Source organism: Dietzia sp. Die43 (assembly GCF_024519835.1).
Taxonomy (GTDB): Bacteria; Actinomycetota; Actinomycetes; order Mycobacteriales; family Mycobacteriaceae; genus Dietzia; species Dietzia kunjamensis.
In genome coordinates this window covers 31148-54010 of record NZ_JALJRF010000009.1, presented here as the reverse complement: position 1 = coordinate 54010, position 22863 = coordinate 31148, and the positions used below count along the sequence as shown (strand labels likewise).

General features: G+C 68.3%; 22 protein-coding genes. 12 read left to right on the top strand and 10 right to left on the bottom strand.

The genetic code is table 11. From position 1 onward, the window contains the following. The 3 genes from pelF to NR111_RS09185 are packed head-to-tail and all read left to right on the top strand — an operon-like array spanning position 1 to position 3649. Entirely contained in the window at positions 1-1518 is a 1518-nt protein-coding gene (gene pelF, locus NR111_RS09195; RefSeq protein ID WP_256820637.1) for a GT4 family glycosyltransferase PelF, read from the top strand. Next, a complete protein-coding gene (locus NR111_RS09190) occupies positions 1515-2903 on the top strand; it encodes a hypothetical protein (protein WP_256820636.1) in 1389 nt (462 codons plus the stop codon). Before pelF ends, NR111_RS09190 begins: the two co-directional genes overlap by 4 nt. After that, on the top strand, positions 2900-3649 hold the full coding sequence (locus NR111_RS09185) for a spherulation-specific family 4 protein (RefSeq protein ID WP_256820635.1): 750 nt from the start codon (positions 2900-2902) through the stop codon (positions 3647-3649). The genes NR111_RS09190 and NR111_RS09185 overlap by 4 nt, the downstream gene beginning before the upstream one ends. Here NR111_RS09185 and NR111_RS09180 read toward each other — a convergent pair. The 6 genes from NR111_RS09180 to dnaA all read right to left on the bottom strand — a co-directional run bounded on the left by NR111_RS09180 (position 3633) and on the right by dnaA (position 12325). Further along, positions 3633-4565, bottom strand: coding sequence for an endo alpha-1,4 polygalactosaminidase (locus tag NR111_RS09180; RefSeq protein WP_256820634.1), 933 nt, complete (start codon positions 4563-4565; stop codon positions 3633-3635). The genes NR111_RS09185 and NR111_RS09180 overlap by 17 nt on opposite strands. 121 nt (positions 4566-4686) lie before the next feature. Beyond that, positions 4687-6816: a DNA topoisomerase (ATP-hydrolyzing) subunit B gene (gene gyrB, locus NR111_RS09175; protein WP_256820633.1), complete on the bottom strand. Its 2130-nt coding sequence runs from the start codon at positions 6814-6816 to the stop codon at positions 4687-4689. 86 nt (positions 6817-6902) lie between these two features. Continuing rightward, positions 6903-7457, bottom strand: a complete 555-nt coding sequence (locus tag NR111_RS09170) for a DciA family protein (protein ID WP_120285664.1) — start codon at positions 7455-7457, stop codon at positions 6903-6905. Next, positions 7454-8743, bottom strand: coding sequence for a DNA replication/repair protein RecF (gene recF, locus NR111_RS09165; protein WP_256820632.1), 1290 nt, complete (start codon positions 8741-8743; stop codon positions 7454-7456). The genes NR111_RS09170 and recF overlap by 4 nt, the downstream gene beginning before the upstream one ends. Before the next feature lie 25 nt (positions 8744-8768). Then, complete coding sequence (gene dnaN, locus NR111_RS09160; protein WP_256820631.1) at positions 8769-9944, bottom strand: DNA polymerase III subunit beta; 1176 nt, start codon at positions 9942-9944, stop codon at positions 8769-8771. A gap of 875 nt (positions 9945-10819) precedes the next feature. Beyond that, on the bottom strand, positions 10820-12325 hold the full coding sequence (gene dnaA / locus NR111_RS09155) for a chromosomal replication initiator protein DnaA (protein ID WP_159148842.1): 1506 nt from the start codon (positions 12323-12325) through the stop codon (positions 10820-10822). Between the two features lie 538 nt (positions 12326-12863). Here dnaA and rpmH point away from each other — a divergent pair. The 9 genes from rpmH (at position 12864) to NR111_RS09110 (ending at position 19256) form a co-directional block, all read left to right on the top strand. Then, positions 12864-13007 carry a 50S ribosomal protein L34 gene (gene rpmH / locus NR111_RS09150; protein ID WP_007629603.1) on the top strand — a complete coding sequence of 48 codons (144 nt, stop codon included), beginning with the start codon at positions 12864-12866 and terminating at the stop codon, positions 13005-13007. Positions 13008-13025: 18 nt separating this feature from the next. Continuing rightward, positions 13026-13388: a ribonuclease P protein component gene (gene rnpA / locus NR111_RS09145; RefSeq protein ID WP_206473900.1), complete on the top strand. Its 363-nt coding sequence runs from the start codon at positions 13026-13028 to the stop codon at positions 13386-13388. A gap of 41 nt (positions 13389-13429) precedes the next feature. Then, positions 13430-13681 carry a membrane protein insertion efficiency factor YidD gene (gene yidD, locus NR111_RS09140; RefSeq protein ID WP_187353839.1) on the top strand — a complete coding sequence of 84 codons (252 nt, stop codon included), beginning with the start codon at positions 13430-13432 and terminating at the stop codon, positions 13679-13681. A 17-nt stretch (positions 13682-13698) separates the two neighbouring features. Next, positions 13699-14889 carry a membrane protein insertase YidC gene (gene yidC / locus NR111_RS09135; RefSeq protein WP_206473901.1) on the top strand — a complete coding sequence of 397 codons (1191 nt, stop codon included), beginning with the start codon at positions 13699-13701 and terminating at the stop codon, positions 14887-14889. A gap of 129 nt (positions 14890-15018) precedes the next feature. Next, a complete protein-coding gene (locus NR111_RS09130) occupies positions 15019-15507 on the top strand; it encodes a R3H domain-containing nucleic acid-binding protein (RefSeq protein WP_206473902.1) in 489 nt (162 codons plus the stop codon). Between the two features lie 207 nt (positions 15508-15714). After that, positions 15715-16431, top strand: coding sequence for a 16S rRNA (guanine(527)-N(7))-methyltransferase RsmG (gene rsmG, locus NR111_RS09125; protein ID WP_206473979.1), 717 nt, complete (start codon positions 15715-15717; stop codon positions 16429-16431). A 100-nt stretch (positions 16432-16531) separates the two neighbouring features. Continuing rightward, positions 16532-17473 carry a ParA family protein gene (locus NR111_RS09120; protein WP_256820630.1) on the top strand — a complete coding sequence of 314 codons (942 nt, stop codon included), beginning with the start codon at positions 16532-16534 and terminating at the stop codon, positions 17471-17473. Further along, positions 17473-18591 (top strand): ParB/RepB/Spo0J family partition protein, encoded by a 1119-nt coding sequence (locus NR111_RS09115; protein ID WP_206473903.1) that lies wholly within the window; start codon positions 17473-17475, stop codon positions 18589-18591. The genes NR111_RS09120 and NR111_RS09115 overlap by 1 nt, the downstream gene beginning before the upstream one ends. Continuing rightward, complete coding sequence (locus NR111_RS09110; RefSeq protein WP_067720183.1) at positions 18588-19256, top strand: hypothetical protein; 669 nt, start codon at positions 18588-18590, stop codon at positions 19254-19256. The genes NR111_RS09115 and NR111_RS09110 overlap by 4 nt, the downstream gene beginning before the upstream one ends. A gap of 89 nt (positions 19257-19345) precedes the next feature. On the opposite strand, the gene NR111_RS09105 is transcribed toward NR111_RS09110, so the two are convergent. From NR111_RS09105 to sigM, 4 genes are all read right to left on the bottom strand, one after another. Then, positions 19346-20536, bottom strand: a complete 1191-nt coding sequence (locus NR111_RS09105; protein ID WP_120285658.1) for an N-acetylmuramoyl-L-alanine amidase — start codon at positions 20534-20536, stop codon at positions 19346-19348. A 156-nt stretch (positions 20537-20692) separates the two neighbouring features. Further along, positions 20693-21037, bottom strand: coding sequence for a thioredoxin (gene trxA, locus NR111_RS09100; protein ID WP_067720180.1), 345 nt, complete (start codon positions 21035-21037; stop codon positions 20693-20695). Positions 21038-21094: 57 nt separating this feature from the next. Continuing rightward, entirely contained in the window at positions 21095-22027 is a 933-nt protein-coding gene (trxB, locus tag NR111_RS09095) for a thioredoxin-disulfide reductase (protein WP_069389400.1), read from the bottom strand. 138 nt (positions 22028-22165) lie between these two features. Then, a complete protein-coding gene (gene sigM, locus NR111_RS09090; protein WP_374210705.1) occupies positions 22166-22837 on the bottom strand; it encodes an RNA polymerase sigma factor SigM in 672 nt (223 codons plus the stop codon). Positions 22838-22863: the final 26 nt, after the last annotated feature.

Genomic DNA, 22863 nt, shown 5'->3' with positions numbered 1-22863 from the left:
ATGCGAATCGCTCTGCTCAACGAAGGCACCTACCCGGTCAACACGGGGGGCGTCAGTACCTGGTGCGACCAGATGATCAAGGGGATGCCGGACCACACCTGGGAGGTCGTCACCCTTACCGGAGCCAGCCGCACCCCGATCACCTGGGAGGTCCCGGCCCAGGTGCGAGCCACGACGCTGTATCCCGTGTGGGCTCCGGTCCGGGCGGGTCTCCCGGAGGGCCAGCTCCTGGCCAGGCGGCGACGGGCCCGGGTGCGGTCCGCCCTCCGGGAGATGTGGGCGGCCATCCTGCCGCCCGCGGGGACGATCGCCGTCACCGACGGAACCGTCCACCACGATCCCGGCCGGCTGTCGGCGGCTCTCCGCGAGCTCATCGACGCCGGCCGGGGCGATCTCTTCCGTCTCCTGGGAACGGAGAGCTCGGCCGAGGCCCTGCTCGACGCGTGGTGGGCCCACTCCCCCGCGCTGGACCGGTCCGCCCGGCTCAGCGTGGGGGACGCGGTGGAGGCCGCGACGCTCGTCGACCGCGCGTTATGCGCCACCGACGTCAAGTTCGGAGAGGTGGACCTCGTCCACGCCTCCTCGAACGGTAGCGCCGCGCTGGTCGGACTCGCCCGGAAGTGGCGGGACGGTGTGCCCCTGGTCCTCACAGAGCACGGGGTGTACCTGCGGGAACGCTATCTTGCGCTCGCCGGCACCCAGCTGGGGTGGTCGGCCCGCTACGCCGTGTGCACGGCCCTGCGGGCCCTGTGTGTGCTCGTCTACGACGAGGCGGATCTACTCCTTCCGGTCAGCGATTTCAACGCGAGATGGGCGGTTCGCCTGGGAGCGGACCCGGCCCGGATCCACACCGTTCGAAACGGGGTCGACACCTCCACCATGACCCCCGTCGGACCCGAACCCGAAATCCCCACGATCAGCTTCGTCGGACGCATCGACCCGCTCAAGGACCTGGAGACGCTCGTCCGCGCGTACGCCGTCGTGAGGGCGGCCCTACCGGAGACCCGCCTGCGGATCTTCGGTCCCTGCCCCGCCGGCAACGCCGGCTACAAGCAGGAGATCGAGGCGACCATCGACGAACTGGGAATCGGCGACGGGGTCACCTGGGAGGGGCCGACCGCGGGCCCGCGACCCGCGGTCGAAGCGGGGAGCGTCGTCGCCCTGTCCTCCGTGTCCGAGGGACTCCCGTTCACCACGATCGAGGCCATGATGTGTGGCCGGGTCACCGTGAACACCGACGTCGGCGGGGTCTCCGAGGCCGTTGGCAGCGACGGCCGGCTCGGCGGCTTGGTGCCACCACGGGACCCGGACGCGTTCGCACAGGAATGCCTGCGCTTCCTCACCGACGACGCGTTGCGCGAGGAGACCGGCAGACGAGCCCGCGAGCACGCCCTGCAGTCGTTCGCGCTGGACAGCTGTATCGACGCCTTCCGGGAGTGGTACGAGATCGCCGTCGATCTGCACGTCGCCCCCTCGACCAGCGATGACCTCGCCTACGTGGCCGGCATGGCGTCATGAGTGAGTCATTCGCCGCACCCGGCACCGTCGCACGGTCGCCACTGCCCTCGAGGCCGCTGGTGGTCGCCCCGGTCCCGCTCGACGACCACCACGACCTGGTCGGCCGCGCGGTCGACCGGTTCGACGTCGCCGCCCACCTGGAGGCATCGGGATTCGGCGACGCCCTCGCCCGCCGTCACGGGGCGCGGGACGTCTACGAGTACGCCCGCACGCTGCCCACTCTCGCTCCCGGGGCATCCGGGACGGTGAGCCTGCGACCACGGGCCCACCGCCAGGGATGGATCCGCGCCATCCTCCTTCTCGCCGGCGCCGTCGTCATGGCACTCTGTGCTCCCGCGGCAGTGGGAACGGGACCGGATCTGTCGCTCGCGATCGTCGCCACCGGGCTCTCCGGCTGGATCCTCGGACAGCTACTCGGATTCGTCACGTGGCGAAGATCGGGCCTGGGTGACCTTCCCGGGGCCGCACGGGTATCAGTCGGGGTCGCCCTGCTCGTGGCTACTCCTCTCGTCGCCGGGGTGACCCTCGCGACGGCCCATTTCGGGAACGCACCACTGATCCCCACGGCGGCGCTGTGCTCCGCCTGGACCCTGTACGCCGCGTCCCTGACCATCGTGTCCGTGCTCGGCGGACTCCGATTGCTCACGGCACTCGCCGGCGCGTGTGCCACCGTCGCGGTCGCCGCCTCACTCCTGGGTGCCGCCCTGGTGCCGGTCATCGCACTCGGCGTCCTCTCCATCGGAGGGGCCCTGCTCGCCGCCCGCACCTACAGGGCCACGACCGTCGACCCACCGACACTGCCCTCCCGTGAGGACGCCCGCGCGGCATTCGACGGAGCCAGCCAGGCGATCCTCATGTCGAGTGCCCTCCTCATGGCCCTCAACCTCGCGGACTCCGATGACCGCATCCCGCTGTCCATCGCGGTCATCCTCGCCGCCGCCCTGTGCGATCCGGCGATCGAGGACCTGGGCATCAGGCTGAAGTCGCTGTCCTACCGCTCCGGCCGCTGGCGGTCCGTCCTCAACGGTGTCCTCGTCAGAACACTGATGTACCTCGCCGCCATCGCGGCGGCGACGATAGCCGCGACCTGGATCGTCGACCGGATCCTCGGGGTCGCCGACGACCCCGCGTCCGGGCTCGTTCCCGACGTCGTCGTGCTGGTGGTGGTGGCGCCGGTCTTCGCTGTGTTCGCCTTCGGCTCCGCGATCGTCCTCAGGGCCGGTCGCGTCGCCGAGGCCGTGTGGATCTCGGGGCTGGCGTGCCTGGGTTTCGCCACCCTCAGGTTCGGGTTCCCCGTCCCCGTCGGCGTCGCCATGCTCTGCGGAGCCTGCCTGCTCGCCGTGTACCACGCCGTCACCGCCGCGCTCCACCCCCACAGCTGGTGAGCGCTCCACGGGCCGCGGTCCCGCTCTACGTCCATCCCGTGGTGGATTCCGCACTCTGGGAGCGGGTGCTCCGTCCAGGCGCCGCCGACCTCGTCGTCGTCAACGTCGACTCCGGCCCGGGCCACGCACCCGACCCGGTCTTCGCCGAGGCCCTTCACGCCCGCGACCACAGTGCCCGCGACGACAATGCCCGCCACGACAATGCCCGCGACCACAGTGCTCCCGCGACGCTCCTCGGCTACGTCGACACCGATTACGGACGTCGTGACGTGCACGACGTCCGGGCGGAGGCGCGACTGTGGCGTGACCGTTACGGCGTCACCTCCGTCTTCCTCGACCAGGTGATCTCCGGCACCGGGCCCGACGGGCGCGTCGACGTCGACGCGCTCCTCTTCTTCACCGACCTGGCGAACGCGCTGCGCCGTGACGGTGTGGCGATGCTCGCCGGCAACCCGGGGACGGTCCCGCATCCGAGGGTCCTCCGGTTGCTCGATGTGACCTGCGTGCGGGAGACCGACCTCGAGACCCATCTGACGGCACCCGCGCCCCCGGTGCCCGACGTCGATCCCGCGAGACTCTGGCATCTCATCTATGACTGCCCTCCGGAGCGGGTCCGGGATGCCGTGGAGAGGTCTGCCGAACTCGGCGCCGGCTTCGTGGGTCTCGCTGCGGACGGGTTGCCCCACCCGTGGGGGTCGGTCGAGTACCTCAACGCCGACCGGCCCACGATCAGCAGTGCCGGCTGACGTACCCGGGCTCGCCCCGCGGTACGACGTCCCGGTCGCGCAGGAGGATCGAGATCCTGTCACCCCGGGCCCGGCACGCGGCGTCGAACTCCCCTGAGCCGTCGGTGTACTCGATCTCGATCACGCGGTCGCCGTAGACGGACAGGTAGCGGTCGCATTCCGACAATCGTCCCCAGGAGTACCTCTGGCAGTCCTCGGCGATCGCGAAGTCGAAGCCGATCCGGCGGATCTCGTCATCGGTCAGTTCGGCCGCGTTCTTCTGCGCCACGGCCAGACCACGGGCGTGGGCCCGCTCCACCACGAGGCGCGCGTACTCGACCGCATCATCCCTCTTCAGGAGCCCGGAGGACCGCGTCCACGAGTCGAGGTTGTCGGGCTCCACGGCCCGGAAACCGCGCTCGGCGCAGCCCGCCAGCCACCCGTCCACGATCTCGACCAGCCGTGCCCTCTTCGCGTCCGTGGAGATGTCCAGCAAGGGTTCGCCCCAGTCCTCGTCCTCGACAGCGTCCCCGACCCCGTCCCCGGCTCTGAGGATCAGATCCGGATGGCGCTCCTCCCAGAACGACGCCTCGTGGGGCTGGGCCTGGAAGGCGTTGACGTAACAGATCGAATAGACGCCGTCCGCCGGCTGGCCCGAACGGTCGCGGATCACCACGTCGACGTCCGACGCGGGAGGGTAGGAGCCGCCGATCTGGTAGTCGACGACTACGCCCGCCGGCGGCGGCGCGACTCCCTCGACCGGTGTCCCTCCACCCGGTTCGGCCCCCACGTACGGCATACCCGCGGTCGCGTCCGGCTCGGTGTCCAGGGACCCCTGTCCCGAGACGTCGTCGCCGCAGCCGGTCAGTACCATCGCCGCCGTGCACGAGAGGATCACCGCGGAACGGCGGAGGACGATGAGAGCGGCGTGTGTCACCAGATGATCATGCCACCCCCGAGGGCCCGGGACACCCGGGATCCGGCCGGATCCCCGTGGTCACGGCCAGCATTCCCGCTTCTCTGTGCCCGTTCGTTTCTCGTGCCTCCCCGGCACGCCATCAGACGTCGAGGAACCTCACATCGCGTGCATTGCGGGTGATGAAGTTGCGGCGCGCGTCCACGTCCTCTCCCATGAGGATCGAGAACAGCTCGTCCGCCGCGGCGGCGTCGTCGAGGGTGACCTGGCGGAGCGTGCGGACCGCGGGATCCATCGTGGTCTCCCACAGCTCCTTGGGGTTCATCTCGCCGAGGCCCTTGTAGCGCTGGATGCCGTCGTCGACGTTGATCTTGCGCTTGTTCTCAAGGCCGATCTTGAGCAGTTCGTCCCGCTCGCGGTCCGTGTACGCGAAGTCGGGCTCACCCTTGCCCCACTTGAGCTTGTAGAGCGGCGGCTGCGCCAGGTAGACGTACCCGTTCTCCACCAGCGGCTTCATGAACCGGAAGATGAGTGTCAGCAGCAGCGTGGAGATGTGCTGACCATCGACGTCGGCATCCGCCATCAGCACGATCTTGTGATACCGCAGCTTGTCGATGTCGAATTCCTCGTGGATGCCGGTTCCCAGCGCCGTGATGATGGCCTGGACCTCGGCGTTCTTGAGAACCTTGTCGATCCGCGACTTCTCGACGTTGATGATCTTCCCGCGCAGCGGCAGGATCGCCTGGAACATCGAGTCCCGACCCGACTTGGCCGAGCCACCGGCGGAGTCGCCCTCCACGATGTACAGCTCGGACTTCGCCGGATCCTTGGAGCGGCAATCGGCGAGCTTGCCGGGCAGGCCGCCGATGTCGGTGGCCGACTTGCGCCGCACCATCTCGCGGGCCTTGCGTGCTGCGACGCGGGCCTGGCTCGAGGCGATCGCCTTGTTGATGATGACCTTGGCCTCGGCGGGATTGGCCTCGAACCAGTGTCCGACGTGCTCCGACACCTGTCGCTGAACGAAACCCTTGACCTCGGTGTTGCCGAGCTTGGTCTTGGTCTGACCCTCGAACTGCGGATCCGAGATCTTCGCGGAGAGCACGGCGGCCAGGCCCTCGCGGATGTCATCTCCCGTGAGGTTGGGGTCCTTCTCCTTGATGAGCTTCTTCTCGCGCGCGTACTTGTTGACCAGGGAGGTCAGCGCGGCGCGGAAGCCCTCCTCGTGGGTGCCGCCCTCATGGGTGTTGATGGTGTTGGCGAAGGTGTGGACGGACTCGGAGTAACCGGAGTTCCACTGCATCGCGACCTCGACCTCGTGGCCGGGCCCCTTGCCCTCGAAGTAGAGGATCGTGGGGTGGATCGAGGTCTTGGACTTGTTGATCGCCGTGACGTAGTCCTTGAGACCGTCCGGGTAGTGGAAGGTGCGCTTGCGCTCGCGGACCTTGACCGGCTCGACGTGCGTCGCCTCGACGGCGTCGGAAGCCTGCGCGCCCTCGGCGAACGCCTGCTCGGCATCCACCGCGTGGGCGAGATCCGACCCCTCGTCGGAACCGGGCGCCGCCTCCGCGCCACTGCCCTCGCTGTCCGCGATCGCGTCCAGCTCGGCGGCCTTCTCGGCACGCGGCCGCCGGTCCGTGAGCGTGATGGTGAGTCCCTTGTTGAGGAACGCCATCTCCTGGAGGCGGCGTGCCACCACGTCGAAGTCGTACTCCGTGCTCTCGAAGATCGTCGGATCCGCCCAGAACCGGACCCTGGTCCCGGTGCCCTCGGCGGGGCCGGCGTCGACCAGCTCGGCCGGGACCGCCATGTCGAAGTCCTGCTTCCACAGGCGTCCGTCGCGCTTGATCTGGACCTCGACCCGGGTGGACAGGGCGTTGACCACGGAGATGCCCACACCGTGCAGACCACCGGACACCGCGTAGGAGTCCGAGTCGAACTTGCCGCCCGCGTGCAGCTGGGTCATGACGACCTGGACGGTGGGCATGCCCTGCTCGTGCATCTCCACGGGGATGCCTCGGCCGTCGTCGATGACCTCGACGCCGCCGTCCTCCAGCAACGTGACCTTGACGCCGGTCGCGTGACCCGCCATCGCCTCGTCGATGGAGTTGTCGACGACCTCCCAGATCAGGTGGTGCAGTCCCCGCGGTCCGGTGGAGCCGATGTACATACCCGGCCGCATCCGGACGGCCTCAAGCCCTTCGAGAACGGTGATCGATGATGCACCGTATTCCTTGGGCCCGCTGTTGTTGGCCTTGCTCTTGGCGTCCGCCACGTGCGAACTCCTCGCGTCTCGGGGGTCTGGGACCGGCCCAGTCTACCTGCGATAACCGTCACGGGGGCCACGGGCACGCCCGGCCCTCACCCGTATGTGTCACGGGGGCCGCGACCGGACACGTGCAGGGGCCCCTTGCGCCAGCTCGGTTTCTCGGGCCCCTCCACCTTGAGACGACGGACGTGACCCGGCCCCATGGCGGCCGCGATCTTGCGGAGGATGTCGGCGGACATGAGCCGCAGCTGAGTCGCCCATGCGGTACTCGCCGCACGGACGTACAGGATTCCCTCTTCGAGGCGCTCCGGGGTGGCGTGCGCCGAGACGTCCTCCCCGACGATCCGGTCCCACTCCGCGAACAGACGCCCGGTGGTGACCTTGTCGTCCCAGCCCCGTTTCTTGGCGACCTGGCCCACGAGTTTGCCGAGGGGCTGTGGGTCCCACGGGTCGGCACCGGATCCGGTCCACCCGCGCTTGCGCAGCCGCTTGCCCGCCCCCACCGGGCCGGTCCGTCCCCGGCCGACCTGCTTGCCCTCCGCCCGGGCTCGGGCGCGGGCCTCCTCGAGGGCCTGCTTGGCGATGTCATAACCGCGTTGTGGCGGGTCAGACGGTGTTACGGAATCCTTGCCGGTTCGGTCCGTCACGGTGTTGCCCTGCTTCCGGTATCGGTGTTGTCGTCGTCATCCCCACCACTGTCCGCGTCGCTGACCCCATCATCCCCGCCGGCGCGCTCGCCCGCGTCAGCACCGTCATGCTGACGTCGTGACACCGTCATCGCCGAGTGACGATCCGCTCCCTCGCCCGTCATCACGACGTCATGACGGACCCCGCGCAGTGTGCCCGGGACGTCCTCGCCCACCGCCGCCGTGATGAGAACCTGTTCGACGCCGGACGCGACATCGGCCAGGGCGGCCCGGCGGTGCCGGTCGAGTTCGGCGAAGACGTCGTCCAGGAGGAGGACCGGTTCCGCCCCGTCGGCACGGAACAGCTCGAGCGATCCCAGTCGCAGCGCCAGGGCGAACGACCACGTCTCACCGTGACTCGCGAACCCCTTCGCCGGCTCGTCGCCGAGTCTCAGGATCAGGTCATCGCGGTGCGGTCCGACGAGTGACATCCCGCGGTCGATCTCGTCGCGACGGCGCCGCCCGAGCTCGGCGAGCAACACCGCCTCGACGAGTCCCGGGTCGGTCAACTCCGACTCGTCGGGCGCGTCCGTGACGCGGAACCGGTAGGTGAGATCGGCCGGGCGGGACTCCGGGGCCAGGCCCCGATAGGCGTCGACGACGAGGGGCCGCAACTGCCGGAGGAGGTCGATCCGACCGGCGACCACTCGTGCTCCGAGCTCGGCCAACCGCCCGTCCCACACGTCGAGGGTGTCCAGCACGGCCGCGGAATCCTCGGGCCTCCCACGCCGCAGTGCACCGGAGGCCGATTTGAGCAGGGCGGTCCGCTGGCGCAGCACCGAGGAGTACTCGCTGAGGTCACCACCCAGTGCGGGGCGCCGCTGGATCATGAGCTCATCGAGAAGCCGGCGACGCTCGGCCGGCTCGCCACGGACGAGCGCCAGGTCCTCCGGCGCGAACAGCACCGACTGGACCACCCCGAGGACGTCGGACAGTCGTCGGCAGGGAGAGGTGTTGAGTCGCGCCCGGTTGGCCTTGCCGGAGTTGAGCGCGAGTTCGACGGTCAGCTCACGGCCGGCGTTGTGTGCGAGTGCGCCCACCAGTGCGGTTCCGGCACCGGTCCTGATCATCGGCGCGTCGGTCGCCACGCGGTGGGACCGCAGGCTGGCGAGGACCCCGACCGCCTCGAGAACGTTGGTCTTACCGTGCCCGTTGCGTCCGACCAGGGTGGTGACCCCGGGCTCGAGCTCGAGTTCGAGCAGGGGCCAGGAGCGGAAATCGAGGAGCCTGAGGTGACGCAGGTGCATACCGGATCGGTTCCGGGGCGGGGCCTCAGCCCGGCAGGCGCACGGGCATGAGCAGGTAGGTGTGGTCGGAATCCACCGGCTGGATCGCGCCGTCCGCGCCGGGCTCCGGGAGGGTCTCGGGTGCCGGACGCAGCACGGCCGGGCGGCTGGGCTGGGTGAAACCGAAGGCGACGCGGCCTGCGTGGACACTGCCGAGACCGTCGAGTAGGTAGCCGGGGTTGAACGCGATGGTCAGCGGCTCGCCGACGAAGTCCACCGGAAGGGTCTCGTTGGCCTGGGCGGCGTCATCGCCTCCGGCCGACAGTGCGAGCTCACCATCAGAGAACGCCATGCGCACCTGCACGCCGCGGTCGGCGACGAGCGCGACCCGCTTGATCGCCTGGACGAGCGAGTCCACCTCGACGATCGCGAGTGAGGTGTGCTGCGGCGGGAGCAGCTGGCGGACCTTGGGGAATTCCGCGTCGAGAAGGCGGGTGGTGGTCCGCTGACCGGACACCAGCACACCCAGGATTCCCTCGGCGCCCACATCGGAGCCGGCTCCCAGGCTCAGATCCACGCGACCGCCGTGGCCGGCGGAACGGGTGACCTCGGACAGTGCCTTGGCCGGGATGAGCACCTCGACCGCGACATCCTCGCGGGCCGGCTCCCAGTCGAACTCCCGGATGGCGAGACGGAACCGGTCGGTCGCGATGAGCGTGACGCGGGTGCCCTCGATCTCCATCCGGATGCCGGTGAGCATCGGCAGGGTGTCGTCCTTGCCCGCCGCGACGACGACCTGGGACACGGCCTCGGAGAACGCGTCGACCTCGGCGGATCCGGTGACCTCCGGCATCGCCGGCAGCTGCGGGTAATCCTCGACCGGCATGGTCGGGAGCGTGAACTTCGCGGTACCGCAGGAGATGTACATCTTCTGCGCGGTGACGACGACCTCGACCGGACGGTCCGGCAGGGCGCGGGCGATGTCCGCCAGGAGTCGGCCGGACACCAGCGTGCTGCCGGGCTCGGACACCTCGGCCGGCACGGATACCTGCGCCGAGGTCTCGTAGTCGAACCCGGAGATCGTCAGTCCCGAATCGGCCTCGAGCAGCACCCCGCCGAGGATCGGGACCGAGGGACGCGAGGGCAGCGTACGTGCCACCCAGGCCACGGAATCCGCGAAGTCCTCGCGGGTGACGCGGAACGTCGGATCCGTGATCTCCATCGATGACCTCTTTCAGGCGGGGGTGGATACCGGGATCCGGTATCTGGACGATTGGTCGGTTCAAGCTCGTATTGCACGTTTCCGCCGCCGGGGGCGGAGCGTCTCCATGAGAGTAACCGCTCGGACCGACAGCGGACACACGGACTCGGCGTAACCCGGTCAAGCAGGCTCGCCGTTCCACATCCCTACTTCTAACAAGAACTATCTAGAGAGATAAGAGGTAGTAGTAGGTCCTGTGAAATTGTGAGCCGAGGCCTGTAATCACAGGTCTGTGCCGATTTCGTGGTGTGGACGCAGTCGTGCGATCTTGTGATTTGCCTCCCGACCCCGGTGGAATCACAAGAGTCCGTCCACCGTCTGTCCACCGTCGGTCCACAAGACTCCACAGGGTTGTCCACAGCTGTGAAGGGTGTGACAAAGGGTGTGTGGGGGTCCCGGATGTGTCGTACGGCGTGTCCTGATGTGTGCGGAATGACCCGTGATGAGGTCCTCGAATCGGGCGAAGTGTGCGCGACTCGACAGCGAGACCCGGGAGTCCCACGGTTCGTCTTCCGTCGGGCGGGGTCTTTCTCGCGAATCGGGGCGGGTATCCGTTCGGGGCGGGACGCCGGACTCGGCAGAGGGTCGCACAGGGCCTGTTACGGCCTCTCGCAGCGGTCCTGGGTCCGCGCACTCGGGCGTGCGGACGCCGTCGGGCGTCGATCTGTTGCTGTCGCTGTCGCCGTCGCCGACCGTCATCTGCGTCGCGTTCGGTGTCGGCAGAGGGCCGGCCGGAGACGCGGGGCGTCGATGGACGTCCGCGGGGCCGGGCACAAGCGGCGGCGGGCACATGAGGCGGCGCGAGCGCACAGCGTGGGTGAGTTCCGGCGTGGAGCTCAGAGGGACCGCGAACGCTCCTTGATCCGGGCCGTCAGCTCCTGGATCTGGTCGTACGTGCGCCGGTCGTCCTTGATCTCCTTGAGGATCTTGCGCTGGGCGTACATGACCGTCGTGTGGTCCTTGCCACCGAAGGTGACGCCGATCTTGGGAAGCGACAGATCGGTCAGCTCGCGACACAGGTACATGGCGATCTGGCGGGCCCGCGACAACGACCGGGTCTTGGAGGTGCCGCACAGTTCGTCGATGCTCGTGGAGAAGAACTCCGCGGTCACCGCCATGATGGTCGCGGCCGAGATCTGTAGGGAGTCGTCGTCCGAGACGACATCACGGAGCACTACCTCCGCGAGCGGCACATCGATCTCGTGGCCGTTGAGGGAGGCGAACGCCACCACCCGGATGAGAGCTCCTTCGAGCTCACGGATGTTGCGCTGGACCCGCGTCGCGATGAGCTCGAGGACGTCCCTCGGGACCACGTAGTTCTCGGACTTGGCCTTCTTGTCGATGATCGCGATACGCGTCTCCAGCTCGGGTGGCTGGATATCGGTGATCAGACCCCACTCGAACCGGGTGCGCAGGCGGTCCTCCAGTGGCTGCAGTTGCTTGGGCGGCCGGTCGGACGAGATCACGATCTGCTTCTGCGCGTTGTGGATCGTGTTGAAGGTGTGGAAGAACTCCTCCTGGACCTGTTCCTTGCCGATGAGGAACTGGATGTCGTCCACCAGGAGAATGTCCGCCTCGCGGTACCGCTTCTTGAACATGTTCTGGCGGCCGTCGCGGACGGAGTTGATGAAGTCGTTGGTGAACTCCTCGGTCGAGACGTACTTGACCTTCTGCTCGGAGTACATCCGAAGGGAGTAGTGCCCGATCGCGTGGAGCAGGTGGGTCTTGCCCAGACCGGACTCGCCCCAGATGAACAGCGGGTTGTACGCACGGGCCGGTGCCTCGGCGACCGCCAGTGCAGCGGCCCGGGCGAAACGGTTCGAATTGCCCTGGACGAAAGCGCTGAACGTGTAGCGCTCGTTCAACCCGGGCGCGGTCGCGGCAGACAACGCCTCGTCGCGGTCGCTGCCGTGGAGGAGTCGCTCGGCGGCGATCTGCTCCTCGGTCATCCGCCGGGGGCGGGTCGTGGCGGGCGGATGCTCGTCCTCCGCACCGGGGCCGTGGATGTCCTCCGCGTCGATGGCCGGGTGGTCGGCGTCGTCCGTCGGTAGTTGAGCCCCGGCGAGTGACGTGTCCACCTTGACGGCCAGATCGATCGGCTCCCCGAGCTGCGAGCTCAGTGCGCGCGTGATGGGACCGCGGAGGATGGACTCGATGTTGTCGCGGGCGAAGGCCGACGGGGCGGCGAGCATCGCGAAACCGTTGACCACGGCGATCGGCTGGACGAGCCGGAGCCACGCCTGCTGCTGGCGCGACAGGGCCGGATTGTCGTCACTGGCCAGTTCCGGATCGGTCAGCTTGTCGAGGACGGCACTCCACACGTGTTCGAGTTCAGGAGACACGGTGGGCGGTCTCCTCTCGTCGGGTGTCGGGCGTTGCTGGTGGTCCGGGTTGCCGGCGGGACCGGGAACCACACTCTATCCACAGGCTCCGACCCAGGTCCACCGAGGTATCCACATGGTTGTCCACAGCTGTGGGAAGACAGACCCCTCCCGTCGGTTCGCGGGTAGGTCATCGGTGGGGAGGGGTCGGAGGTGCTTGTTCGGATTCACGTCGCGTCTTGCAGCCCTGGTGGGGCTCGCCTGAGGAATGACGGTAACAACATGGTGATCCGGGGGGCAACCCTCAAGATAGACTGGAGGGCGGATGTCAAGCATCGCGGCCGTGGGCGTGTCGTTGTGGCCAGGAAACTGGTATCAGTGAGACGAATGGGATTACACGGTTTGGCGGCCGACGCCTCGGGCGCGTAATCTTGAGCAGTCTGTCGTGCGCCCGTGGGCGCCCGGCGCGTCGTGGTGCCGCCGTCCTTCGGTGATTCGACGACGTCTCGAACTCGATCGGGCGCTGGACACGGCGCCGACTTCACGTGAGGAGCCAACCATGGCCAAGGGCAAGCGGACCTTCCAGCCGAACAACCGTCGTCGTGCCAAGGTGCACGGCTTCCGTCTGCGCATGCGCACCCGCGCCGGTCGCGGCATCGTCGGCGCCCGCCGGCGTAAGGGCCGCGCGTCGCTGACGGCCTGATTCCGGCCGGGGTGGCGGGTGCTCCCCAGGTCGCACCGGCTCCACCGTTCCGCTGACTTCGCGACGGTGGTGCGCAAGGGTGCCAGGAAGGGCCGCCGCACCATGGTCGTACACGCCCACGTGGACTCCTCGGATGTCCGCGTGGGCGGTCCGCGTTTCGGGCTGGTCGTCAGCAAAGCCGTCGGGGACTCGGTGACTCGTCACCGCGTCAGCCGACGGCTTCGTCATATCGCGGGCGGCCTGCTGGACGAGGCCGGCGACGATCTCATGGTGGTGATCCGGGCCAACCCGGCCTCCGCGGGTGCGTCGCACGACGACCTCGTGCGGGACATGCGCGCGGGGCTCGCCGCTGCCGCCGCTCGCGCCAGGGGCACGTCGTGAGCACGGGGCGCCCGGGTCCCATCGCGCGGATCCTGTTGTGGATGCTCGACTTCTACCAGAAGGGCATCTCGCCCTGGACCCCACCGAGCTGCCGGTTCGAACCCACGTGCAGTAGTTACGCTGTCGAGGCGGTACGCGTCCACGGAGCCTGGTACGGCACCTGGCTCTCGGTGTGGCGTCTCCTGCGCTGTGGGCCGTGGACACCGGGCGGGTGGGATCCGGTCCCCCGGCCCCGTGCACCTGATCCACCGGGCCACGAGCCCCACGAGCACACCGACAATTCTCGAACGTAGCTAGGACTCCACCACCCATGTCGTTCATCACCAACCCGTTGGTCTATTACCCGATCTCCGGCATCCTCTGGTTCTGGCACAAGATCTTCGCGTTCCTCGGCGGTCTGCTCCCCTGGGTGGAGGCGCCGGATTCCAACGGGGTCATCTGGGCCCTGTCGGTGATCTTCCTCGTCTTCACCCTCCGCGCGATGCTGTTCTGGCCGGCGGCAAAACAGATCCGCTTCTCCCGCAAGATGCAGGAGATGCAGCCCAAGATGAAGGAGCTGCAGAAGCGGTACAAGAACGACCGCGAGAAGTTGGCGGTCGAGACCCGGAAGCTGCAGAAGCAGGAGGGGTTCAACCCCCTCCTGGGTTGCTTACCGATGCTGATCCAGATCCCTGTCTTCCTGGGTCTGTTCCACGTGCTGCGGTCGTTCAACCGGATGGGCTCGCAGTTCGGCGCGCTCGGGATGAGCGCCGAGGAGACGCGCAACACGGGCAACTACGTGTTCAACGCGGACGAGGTGCAGAGCTTCCTCGACGCCCGCCTGTTCGGTGCTCCGCTCTCGTCCTTCATCTCCCAGCCGGTCGAACAGTTCCAGGCCTTCGTGGAGCCGGGCGCGATGCTCGACTTCGCCCGGTGGAACATCATTCTCGTCGCCCTCCCGCTGATGATCGTCTCGGCGGTCACGACCCACTTCAACGCGCGGATCTCCCTGTCCCGCCAGTCGCCTGAGGCCGCGGCCAACCCGCAGGCCAAGATCATGAACCAGCTCATGCTGTGGGCCTTCCCCATCGGCATCCTGGTGACCGGTGCGTTCTGGCCGATGGCGATCCTCGTGTACATGGTCACGAATAACCTCTGGACCCTCGGCCAGCAGTACTTCCTGTACGAGAAGATGGCCAAGGAGGACGACGCCGCGGCTCTCCTGCGGCGCGAGGAGCAGAAGGCGCTCGCTCCGCGGGTGGGTGTGAAGCCCACCAAGCCCAAGAAGAACCGCGCCGCCGCGACGGGAACCGGCGTGGTGTCGGATCCGGCCGTGGAAGTGGGTACCGCGACGGTGGACGACGACGAGGTGATCGACTCCGACCCGGGGCCTGCGGTCGCTCCGGCATCCGCTCCACGCCCGGGTCAACGGCCTCAGGCTCCCGGCGGGCAGCGCAGTAGGCCGGCCCAGAAGGGATCGGGTTCGCGTCCCAAGAACAAGAAGAAGAAAAAGAAGCGTTGACCCGCTAGGGAAACGTGAGTGGACAAGGTCCCCGATGCTCCGGCGTCGGGGACCTTGTCCCATACTTGGGGTAGATATTCGTCGTACTCTCGGGGTTCGGCGATCGGCGGTCACGACGGAGGCAGGTCCATGTCCAAGAGGAACATCGAGGTGTCCGAGGAACGATTGGTCGAGGAGGGCGAGGTCGCTGGCGACTATCTCGAGCAGTTCCTCGACATCCTCGATTTCGACGGGGACATCGATCTGGACGTCGAGGGTGATCGAGCCGTGGTGAGCATCGTGGGTGGCGACGACCTGGATACGTTGGTCGGCTCGGACGGGTCGGTGTTGGACGCTATCCAGGAGTTGACGCGTCTCGCGGTGCAACAGGAACTCGGCGATCGGAGTCGGTTGATGCTCGACATCGCCGGCTGGCGTGAGGCGAAGCGCGAAGCTCTGACCGAATCCGGCCGCGTGGCAGCGCAGCGGGTTCTCGAGTCAGGTGAGTCGGAGGAACTCGAGCCCATGACGCCGTTCGAACGCAAGATCATCCACGACGCGATCGCGGAGCTCGATGGTGTCACCTCGGACTCGACCGGCGTCGAGCCCAACCGCCGGGTGGTGGTCCTGCCCGGGTGACGGGCGGCTCGGGGCAGGGGTGCGAGTCGTCTGGCTCGCACCCCTGTTCTGTGTCCGAGGATCTAATGACATCGATGTGATTCACCGACGGTGTTTCACGTGAAACAGCGGCTTTGCGGCCGCGAGAAGGAGCGCGAGACCATGAACGGACACACGGGCGACGAAGCGTCACGTGACAGCGAGGGAGCCGACGGGGCTGCGAGCGAGATGCCGGCCTCGCGGGACTCGACATCTGACTCCGGTGAGCTCCCCTCTGCGCCGCCCGCTGCAGCCGAGGTGTTCGGGGATCGGCTGGGTCTCGCGTCTCGGTACGTCGACTTCCTCGCGACGGCCGGGCTCGAGCGTGGGCTGATGGGTCCGCGTGAGCGCCCTCGGCTGTGGGATCGGCACGTCCTCAACAGCGCGGCTGCTGAGTCGCAGTTGGCGCAGGGCGAGTCCGTCGTCGATATCGGGAGCGGCGCAGGTCTCCCTGGTATCCCCCTGGCGCTCGCGCGCCCAGATCTGACGATCACTCTGGTCGAGCCACTCCTCCGTCGGGTCACCTTTCTCGAGGAGATCATCGGCGAGCTCGGCATCGATGTCCGGGTCATTCGGGGTCGCGCCGAGGAGAAGCCCATCATCATCGAGGCGGGGGAGGCGGATGTCGTGACGTCCCGGGCAGTGGCCCCGCTGGCGAAACTCGCGGGGTGGTCTGCTCCGCTGCTGAGGGTGGGTGGCCGTATGGTCGCCCTCAAGGGCGAGTCGGCAGTCGACGAGGTGGAGCGTGATCGTGCGGCGCTCCGCAAACTGGGGTTCGATGACGTTCGCGTCGAGACTGTCGCTGCGCCGGATGCCGAACCGACGAGGCTGGTGATCGGCACCTTGGCGACTAGGATGGGGGGCCGTGGCTCTCGATCCCGCGGACGCGGGCGTCGGTCTCACTGAGGCCTGACGGGGACGTGTTCAGTGTCGGTTTCACGTGAAACAATGACACCGACACGGCGGCAGGTTCGCCGCGCTCACGATGCAACTCGAAAGGTGACGGATGTCCTACGACGAGACCCCGATCTTCGCGGCCGCGCGGCAAGCGAACGAGGTCCTCCACGGGGATGCACCGGCACTCCCCCGTCCCGAGTCTCCGCGGATCGTCACGATCGCCAACCAGAAGGGCGGGGTGGGCAAGACCACGTCCACCGTCAACCTTGCCGCCGCTCTCGCCCTGGGTGGGCTCGGGGTGCTCGTGATCGACATGGATCCGCAGGGCAACGCGAGCACAGCGCTCGGTGTCGATCACCGCGAGGGCACACCGTCGAGCTACGACCTTCTGATGTGGGAGGCGTCCGTCGACGAGCTGATGCAGAAGAGTCCCCATGCCGAGCGGTTGTTCTGCGTGCCGGCGACCATCGACCTGGCGGGATCGGAGATCGAGCTGGTCGGGCTCCCCCAGCGGGAACGACGTCTCGCCGAGGTCCTCCTGCCGGAGGACCTGCAATCGCTTGGTATCGACTATGTCTTTCTCGACTGTCCGCCCTCGCTCGGCCTGCTCACCGTCAATGCGATGGTCGCTGCTCGCGAGGTCCTCATTCCGATCCAGTGTGAGTACTACGCCCTCGAGGGAGTGGGTCAGCTTCTCCGTAACGTCGAGCTCATCCAGCAGCATCTCAATACGGATCTGGAGATCTCGACCATCATGCTGACGATGTACGACGGGCGCACCAAGCTCGCCGAGCAGGTCGCCAGTGAGGTCCGGAAGCACTTCGGCGACACAGTGTTGCGGACGGTGATCCCGCGAAGCGTCAAGGTGTCCGAGGCACCGGGGTACGGGATGACCATCCTCCAGTACGACGCCGGGTCGCGCGGGGCGCTGGCCTACCTGGACGCCGCCCGCGAGATCAATGCACGGGGAGGGCCGGCCGGTCCGGGAGACCTCGTATCCACGCCCACCGCGAGTGAAGCTGAGGGCGTCGACCGCCCGGAGGAGAACTGATGAGCCAGCAGCGTAAGGGTGGTCTCGGGCGGGGTCTCGCCGCCCTCATCCCCACCGGCCCCGACGAAGGGCCTCGGCTCGGTAACGACGCCGCCGACCTGATCCTGGGGCCGCGTGGTGGCGGTCCGCGCACCACTCCCCCACGTCCGCGCTCGTCCGGGGCTGGGAATCGGGGTCCGGCGGATATGGAGCTCGCCGGTACTGCGTCATCGACGGCTCGCGGGGCCGACGCTGGCTCGCATGCCGACGATGGCGCGCCGGTTTCACGTGAAACAACCGAGTTGGTGGACCCCGGCGCCGTCTACCGGGAGATCTCCCCGGCCGAGATCGACCCCAACCCGAAACAGCCCCGCACCCACTTCGACGAGGAGGCGTTGGCCGAGCTCGCTCATTCCGTCAAGGAATTCGGACTCCTCCAGCCCATTGTCGTTCGTGAGATGTCCGGTGGGCGCTATCAGCTCATCATGGGTGAGCGACGCTGGCGGGCGAGTCAGCGCGCGAAGCTCGAGACGATCCCGGCGATCGTCCGGCAGACCGACGACGAGGATCTGCTGCGGGACGCTCTCCTCGAGAACATCCACCGGGTACAGCTCAACCCGCTCGAAGAAGCCGCCGCCTACCAGCAGCTGCTGGAAGAGTTCGACGTGACCCAGTCAGAACTCGCGACGCGCATCGGCCGGTCCCGCCCCGCGATCACCAACAGCATCCGCCTGCTCCAGCTGCCGACAGCCGTACAGCGGCGGGTCGCAGCAGGTGTGTTGTCAGCGGGACATGCGCGCGCACTTTTGGGCCTCGAGGCGGGGGCGCCGGCACAGGACGAACTCGCCGCCCGGATCGTCGCCGAGGGCCTGTCGGTGCGGGCGACCGAAGAGCTCGTCACCCTCGCCAACCGCGATCCCGGGGACACCACGGACAAGCCCAAGCCCGCGCCCCGCGGACGCCAGCGTAACCCCGAGCTGGAGGCGGTGGCGGGTCGGCTGTCCGACCGTTTCGAGACGTCGGTGTCGGTGACGATGGGGCGCCGCAAGGGACGTATCACCATCGACGTCGGTGACACCGATGATCTGGCCCGGGTACTCGCACTTCTCGAGGGCGGGTCGACCGCAGCGCCGCGATGATCTCCCTCCGCCCGCTGGACCTGTCGGCGGTGGACCAGTTGGGTCCTCGCGCCCGGCGTTGCGTTTATTGGCAGACCGACGGTGAGCAGTCCCCGGGAGATCCGGAGTTCGAGAAGGAAGCGTGGATCTCACACGTATCCCTGGAATGGGGTGTTTGCGGCCAGCTCGCCACCTACGGGGACCGATCGACGGCTGCCGCCTTCTACGCCCCCCCGGGGATGGTGCCTCGGGCGACGTGCTTCCCGACCTCGCCCGTCGGCGCTGACGCTGTGCTGCTCGCCGGCATGAGTGTCGAGCACGGCGCACCGGCAGGGGTACTGACCGCGTTGCTCGACGCCGTCGTCGTCAATGTCCGAAGCCGCGGAATCAAGGCCATCGAGGCCTTCGGGGTCACGTCCGAGGACCCCGGGCATGTTACGTCACGTGACGGGTGCGGCGCGGACTCGTGTGTGCCGGGGATGAGCTTTCTCGTCGAGCACGGTTTCACGGTGGTGGCACCCCACGAGACCCACCCACGCCTCCGGCTCGATATCGAGAGCGAGCACTTGTGGAAGGCGGACGTGGAGCGCGCCCTCGATCAGCTCTTCGCCGAACACGGATTCGCCACCCGGCGGCTCGGGGTGCTGTCGGGCGCGTCGGCGAGCGCCGTCGCCCGGGGACTCTGACACTCGGAGACTCTGACGCCCGGGGATTCTGACACCCGGGACTCACGACACCCCGGACCCCGACTCCCCCGGGGTGGCCGGAGGCGCGATCAGTCTCGCTGGCGCTGCTCGTAGTCGATGAGGGCGTCGACGGACATCGACCCGGTGGGATGATCGTCCTCGTCGAGGAGGTAGAGACGTTTCACGCCCACGAGGATCGAGTCGATGATGGTGTCCTGGGCGGCACGATCGCCGAGGATCTCGAGATCCTGCGGGTTGTACGCGTAGCCCAGGTAGATCTGCACGGACGGCATGCGGGTCATTCGCAGCAACGGCCAGCTCCGGCCATGGGTCCGGCAGTCGCGAAGAGTGGTGCGGCTGACGATCTCCCGCTGGATGAAGCCGGACAGGGCCTCACCGAGCATGGACTCCGCGCCGAGCGAGTTTCCGAAGTAGAACGTCGCGACCCCGTTGCCCACCGGATTCGGGTGGCGGTCCAGGCGGAGCGAGATGATGAGATCGGCGTTGAACGCGTTTGCTATCTCGGCACGCTCGGGATCGGTCGGGATCATCGCCTCGGGCCGGGAGAGGAAGACCTCCACGCCGGCCTGGTTCATCCGCTCGGAGAGCCGCCGGGTGATGTCCCAGAGCAGTTCCGCGTCGGTGATGGTCCCGTAGGGGGTGTCGATCCGGATCGGGTTCTCGGACCCACTGGGGCCGGGATCGAGGACGATCCGTTTACCGGCGAGCATGGGACCGGAGGTGCGGGCCCGCTCCTTCTCGACGAGAGAGGCGACGTCCCCGCCCTTGAACAGGGTCGAGAACCGGCTCAGGGTGTCGAGGGTCTCGGCACCGACCACACCGTCCGCGGGGAGCGCGCAGTCGCGCTGGAAGTCGGTGACGGCCGCGTGCGTGAGGGGGCCGAAGGTCCCGTCCACCAGGCCGGCGTAGAACCCGAGCTCGCCGAGTCGGCGCTGCAGTTGGGCGATATCGTCCCCCGCCATCGGCCTGGAGACGATATAGCTCAGGTCCCGGGTCCCCAGCACGTGGCTGGCGTCGTGGAGCGCGGCCTGGGTGGCCGGACCCACGATTCCGTCGGAGATCAGCGCACGCGCCTGCTGGAAGGCCAGAACGGCCTTCTCCAGGTCGGCGTCGAAGACGGCGTCGGTACGCGCGAGCACTGACCCGGTCTCGGGCTCGGTGACCCCGACCGACTCGATGTTGTGCAGCAGACCCATGCCCGCGAGGGTGGCCCGGATGGCGGCCACCTCGGGCCCACGGTCACCACGCCTCCACGCCATGGGTCTCCTCCCGCTCTCCTAGTGTTGGGTACCCGGATGAACTTACCGCCTCACACGCGGACATGCCCCGTCCGCGCCGGGCGGTGGGGGAACGCCACGGGGGAGCGCCACAGGGTGGCGACACAGGGTAGCGACCCGGTGCCGCCGGCGTGTGTGTCAGGCGCCGAGAACGTCGCCCAGCTCGGCTCGGAGCGCCGACTTGGACTTGGCGCCCGTGATGCGCTTGACCGGCTGTCCCTCCGAGAACAACAGCATCGCGGGGATCGCGGTGATCTGGTACTCGGCGGCGAGTTCCTGGTTGGCTTCGACGTCGACCTTGGCCACGGTCAGCTTGTCCGCCTCCGAGCCCGCCAGCTCGTCGAGGACCGGCGCCATCATGGTGCACGGGCGGCACCATGTGGCCCAGAAGTCCACGAGAACGGGCTTGGAGCCGCTGGCGGTGAGCACGGCGTCGGCGAAGTCGGCCTCGGTGACGTCGATGATGTTGGGGGTGTCGGCCATGAGGTGGTCCTTTCGGGTGGGTGGACGGGGCCCGGTTGTTCCGGGCCCGGTGCGGGTTCAGGCCTGCTCGGCGAGCCAGCGCTCGGCGTCGATCGAGGCGGCGCACCCCGAACCGGCGGCGGTGATGGCCTGGCGGTAGCGCTTGTCGACGAGGTCGCCACAGGCGAACACCCCGGGAAGGGAGGTGGCGGTGGTCTGACCGGTGAGGACGTAGCCGTCCTCGTCGACCTCGACCTGGTCGCGGGCCAGCTCGGAACGGGGATCGTGGCCGATCGCGACGAACATGGCGGCGGTCTCGAGCTCACTGGTCTCACCGGTGACGGTGTCGCGCAGACGGAGTTTCTCGACCGAGCCGGTCGCGCCGGCCAGCACCTCGTCCACGGCCGTGTTGAGGACAAACGAGATCTTCTCGTTCTCCCGTGCCCGCTCGAGCATGATCTTGGAGGCGCGGAACTCCTCACGGCGGTGCACGATCGTCACGGAGGAACCGAACTTGGTGAGGAAGGTGGCCTCCTCCATGGCGGAGTCGCCGCCGCCGACCACGACGATCGGCTTGTCGCGGAAGAAGAATCCGTCACACGTGGCGCACGAGCTCACGCCCCGGCCGAGGAACTCCTGCTCCCCCGGGACCCCGAGGTAGCGGGCCGCGGCACCCATCGCGAGGATCACGGCGCGGGCGCGGTGTTCCTCCTCGCCGACCCGGACGGTCTTGATGTCCCCGGCGAGGTCCATGGACGTCACGTCCTCCATCCGGAGGTCGGCCCCGAACCGCTCGGCCTGCTCACGCATCTGCATCATGAGATCGGGGCCCATCATGCCCTCGGCGAAGCCGGGGAAGTTCTCGACCTCGGTCGTGGTCATGAGCGCACCACCGAACTGGGAGCCCTCGAAGACGACGGGCTTGAGCTCGGCCCGCGCGGAGTAGATGGCGGCGGTGTACCCGGCCGGGCCGGATCCGACGATGATGACGTCGTGGACGGTGTCGCTCATGAGTTCTCGGGGCTCCTCGGGCGGTTGGTGGCTCGTGAGTCGGAACCGGCATCAGGTGCCGGGTCTTCTAGTGGCCACAACACCCCGGGGGGCTGCCTTGTTCCCGCGCCCGCCCACCGGGTGACGGGAGGAACACCATCACACGGTGAGGGTGACCCCCTCGAGCAGGGCGGCGAGCTTCGCGCGGCCGCGGGAGCACCGGCTCTTCACGGTGCCCGGGGGGATGTTGAGCAGGTGGCTCGCCTCGGCGACGGTGCACCGCAGCATGTCGACGACGACGACGGCGTCCCGCTGATCGTCGGGCAGTTCCGCCAACGCCTCGGCCACGATGATCGCGTACGCCGGGTCCTGGTGGAAGTGGTCCCGGAGCGTGACCTGTTCGTGCAGCGACGGGGTGAGCTGGGTGTGGGTGCGCAGGCGCTGCGCCCGCATCTTGTCCAGGCAGGCGTTGACCACGATGCGGTAGAGCCACCCCTGCACCGGGCAGGCGTGGCGGAAGGTGTCCGCCTTCCGGTACGCGGAGACGAGAGCCTCCTGCAGGGCCTCGGCGGCGTCGTCGCGGTTGAACGACGTGCGGATGGCCAACCGCCAGAGGTAGTCGTAGTGCCGCCGGACGAGGGCGGAGAAGGCGTCGGGGTCGCCGGCGACGTGCGCGTCCAGCAGTTCGGCGTCGGACAGCGGCGACTCGGCTGTCAGTACGGACTGGGCCCTGGGAGCGGACTGGGCGCCGAGCGGGGATTCCGCGCCTGCGGGCGGGGCAGGGCAACCCGCCGCTGTCGGGACGGCGGTACCGGTGTTCACGGCCGTCACCGTAACCCGGCCGGGCCCCCCGTGGG